This is a genomic window from Limobrevibacterium gyesilva (assembly GCF_025989185.1).
GTDB lineage: Bacteria > Pseudomonadota > Alphaproteobacteria > Acetobacterales > Acetobacteraceae > Limobrevibacterium > Limobrevibacterium gyesilva.
In genome coordinates this window covers 1-3,702 of record NZ_JAPDNT010000069.1, presented here as the reverse complement: position 1 = coordinate 3,702, position 3,702 = coordinate 1, and the positions used below count along the sequence as shown (strand labels likewise).

Below are 3,702 nucleotides of genomic sequence, written 5' to 3'. Positions count from 1 at the left end.
CATGCACCTGAAACCAGCTCTTCGAGATGTCGAGTCCGTATACCGACATGGACATGAGCGGTGTCTCCTCCTTCTTGCTGAAGTGACGGAGCCTATCAGTAGCGGGGACCGTCCATCTCAGTACGTGCGCGACGACAAACCGTTCGCTGGGCCAGCCCCGCCCGCGGCGATGTTCCACTACTCGCCCGATCGAAGAGGTGAGCACCCGCAGCGGCACCTCTCCTCCTACGCCGGGATCCTGCAAGCGGACGCCTATGCCGGATTCGGTGAGCTCTACCATCCCGGGCGCCAGCTTGGCCGGGTGTTGGAGGCCGGGTGCTGGGCTCATGGGCGGCGTAAGCTGTTCGACCTGGCCCAGCTCGCCAAGGCACCGCTCGCAGCGGAGGCGGTGCGGCGCATCGACGCGATCTTCGACGTCGAGCGCGCGATCAACGGCCTGCCCGCCGAGCAACGTGTGGCCGTGCGGCGGGAGCGGGTGGCACCGCTCGTGCTGGAGCTGGAGGCTTGGATGCGCGCCGCCCGGACCAGGATGTCACGGCACGCCGAGGTGGGCCGCGCGATGGACTACATGCTGAAGCGCTGGGACGCATTCAGCCGGTTCCTGGACGATGGACGGATCTGCCTCTCGAACAACGCGGCGGAACGAGCGCTGCGGAGCGTGGCCCTGGGTCGCAAGGCTTGGCTGTTCTGCGGCTCTGATCGAGGCGGCGAGCGAGCCGCCACCATCTACACCCTGATCGTCACGGCCAAACTGAACGGCGTCGATCCGCGTGCATGGCTCGCCGACGTCCTGCGCCGCATCGCCGATCACCCCGCGTCGCAACTACACAAGTTGCTGCCGTGGAACTGGAACGCAACCGCCGCCCAAATTAACGCCGCAGTAGCCTGACAGCCCACCTCCGCGGCCCTCGCCGGACGGATACGGAGCACTGGGTTTAGCGCCCAGTCAGCACCGCCCGCTGCCGATCCTTATCTCCATCTCCACCTCAATTGGCCCGCCCGTATCGGCGAGATCGCGCCTCACCTCCTCGCGGATGCCGCGCCGTATCTCCTCGGGTAGGGAAGCCAGGGCTTGGCCGGTGGACGCGCCGCCGCGTTCAAAGGGGCCGTAAAACGCGTCGAAAGATGGCAGCGTGAAGCTGTGCTTCTCAGTGCAGGTCTCGATATCCGTGAAACCCGCCTCACGGAAGAGCGATTGTAGCCGTGTCGCCTCGCCGAGCGCGAAGGTGCGACTCGTGGCCTCGGCCAAGCCTGGCACATGCCGCGCTATGATAACATTGATCCAGCCGTTGTAGGAGCGGTTCGGTGTGGTTTGAACAGAGACGGCCGCCCGCCCGCCTGGGCGGAGCACGCGACGGAATTCGAAGAGGCCCCGCAAAGGGTCGGGGAAGAACATCAAGCCGAGGCTGCATAGCACCACATCGAAGCTCTCATCAGGGAGAGAGAGCGCTTGGCCATCCTCGACCGCCACGAAAGCGTTTGACGCCTTGTCCAGCCGCTGGCGCGCCTTCTCGATCATCTCCGGGGAGAGGTCGGTGGCCACAATGGATCCGTCGGCTCCGACGACACGCAGGGCAGCTTCGGCGGCGATACCAGTTCCGGTGGCAACGTCGAGAACGCGCTGGCCTGGCCCGAGTCGTGCCGCACGCAGCAAGAACGGCACGAAGTAGGCTGAGACATGCGAGAAGGCACGGTCATACTCGGCGGCAGCTTCCGCTCGATAGGAAAGCTCTTCGGCCATCGTGACTTTTCTTTGTGCGCCGTTAGAAATATCTCGATTGCATCGCTCCGGCGACCACTAACGGTGGTCACCGCCTGAGAATTCACTTGCCACCCACTCGTGGGCGGCTGTCAAGGCATCACCCGTGCGGAAGTCAAAAATTCTACATCGCATATCGGAGTCAAATTGATCAGCCGCTTACCCCCGAGCAGAAGTCCAAGGCGAATGTCTGCATAGGGTCGACACCGGCGGTAACCCGGCCTCGGCTCCGGCCATCACCGCATGGGGTGGGGAGCGGACGTTCATGGCGTGGCCATTGCCCCGCCAAGGTGGCCCATTGGCAAGATACCCCTGCATGATCCTTGGACAGGAGTCGCCGCAATGCGAGAAGCCAACCGCTGATCAACCTGCCGCCAAACTGGGACATGTGCCTTCTCACTCAGACTGCCGATGGGGGCTCCGACCCGAATAGCGAAGAGAACGTGTCTGCGGCTTGGTGCTGCGCCTGGATAAGCTGCTCAGGCACCAGCTTTTCGGCAAACCGGTCGCGGTCTTGCGCTGCTGCACGCAATCCGACGGCCGTCGCAAGATTAAACCAGATATAGGCCTCAACGAAATTCTGAGGTACGCCCTTGCCCTCTGCATAGCAGTAGCCCAGCGCGCCCATTGCGAGCATGGAGCCGTGCTCGCGGGCCCGCGTGGTTAGTAATGCAACGGCCTCATGCTCCTGCCTGCTGAAGATTTTCGCCATGCAATACAGGAATGCGAACGTCAGGCTACCTGCGTTAATCTCGTCCATGACCCAGGAATCGTTGGCATTGAAGCTTCTGATATTGAGGGCAAGGAACCAACAGAACAGACTGAAACTCTTACCCAAGCCGCTCGAGTCATCGAAGCCATGCATCAAGGCCGCGGCGATTTGGAGCCTTGCTTCCAGATGGCCGACTTTCGCGGCATCCCTAAGATACATCGCCGCAAGGACTACATCCCGCTTGCTGCCCTCCAGGTGATGTAAGCCCATCCGATAATTCGCCTCCGGATCACCAGCGCGAGCCAGCGTGGCCTTCTTCTGAACGGCCCTATCGTTCGGTTACAATTGCTGGACGGTCGTCTGCCGGAACGGGTGATTCAAAGCTGGGGCAGGCGTCTTCGAGTGGCTGAAAAACATGACACGAAACCCTTATTGCGGGAACGTGATGGCTAACACGGCCGACACATCTTCTTCTACCCACCTGCTAGCGGCCCGCTTCGGGTCGACGGCGGCGCTAGCCGCCCGGTTCCCCTATGTGTGCAGGGGGTAGGAAGCCGCCAAGCCGTCCCGGTTGAGGGACGTCGGCATCAACTCCGAAAGCGGACGCCAGAGAGACAGACGCCAAGCGTCGCTCGATAGCGAGCATTGGCCGGAAGCAGCCCGTCCGCTTCCGGCCGCGCGAAGCGGCAAAGCGGACGCCGCATCGTGCAGGCGCTTCGGCTGCTGCCGACCCACTCCTGCCGTTCAGCGTGCTGTCATGGCTGCGCCAAATCGGACATACGAGTTGAAGGCGCCAACGCCGGATCGCGGTAGTCGACCACGCGATCCGACCTCGGCGGCCTTTGCTCGATCCTGATGCGCTATTGATTGATCTCGGGCTCGACGAGCCTTGCGAGGTTTCGCGGCGACTCCTGCCAGCCGAGATAACAAGCCTCGGGTGGAATGACGTCCGGCACGCCTGCCTGCGCGATATCCAGGTCGGTGCCGACCGATACTTTCTTCAACGTCACGGTCACCTGCATCTCGCCGGGCAGGTTGGGATCATCGAATTTGTCAGTGTAGCGCAGGCGTTCGCCCGGGACGAGCGGTCGTGTCCGTCAATGTGGTAGAAATTGCGGTGTAGCTGAGGCGGCCATGGATCATTCGGCAGCGGTGGCAATCTGGGTGTGCATGTCGTCGATCGTCGGCGGGGTGAATTCGGCCATCGCCTCTGTCTGCATGTAGCGATGTT

Annotated in this window: 3 protein-coding genes and 1 pseudogene; 1 reads left to right on the top strand and 3 read right to left on the bottom strand. The window is 62.5% G+C overall.

The features are described from left to right. Window positions 1–889 (top strand): IS66 family transposase (gene tnpC, locus OL599_RS25685; RefSeq protein WP_264716912.1); only part of this gene is annotated, 889 nt, incomplete at its 5' end. Window positions 890–946: 57 nt separating this feature from the next. Here tnpC and OL599_RS25680 read toward each other — a convergent pair. The 3 genes and pseudogenes from OL599_RS25680 to OL599_RS25670 all read right to left on the bottom strand — a co-directional run. Then, a complete protein-coding gene (locus OL599_RS25680) occupies window positions 947–1,741 on the bottom strand; it encodes a class I SAM-dependent methyltransferase (RefSeq protein WP_264716911.1) in 795 nt (264 codons plus the stop codon). 418 nt (window positions 1,742–2,159) lie between these two features. Continuing rightward, entirely contained in the window at window positions 2,160–2,777 is a 618-nt protein-coding gene (locus OL599_RS25675) for a tetratricopeptide repeat protein (protein WP_264716915.1), read from the bottom strand. A 554-nt stretch (window positions 2,778–3,331) separates the two neighbouring features. Then, window positions 3,332–3,544, bottom strand: a pseudogene (locus OL599_RS25670) (SRPBCC domain-containing protein); the annotation flags it as partial. Window positions 3,545–3,702 lie beyond the last annotated feature (158 nt).

Coding starts and splice junctions, on each gene's coding strand:
- OL599_RS25680 (WP_264716911.1), bottom strand. CDS start 1,741: ATGGCCGAAGAGCTTTCCTATCGAGCGGAAGCTGCCGCCGAGTATGAC.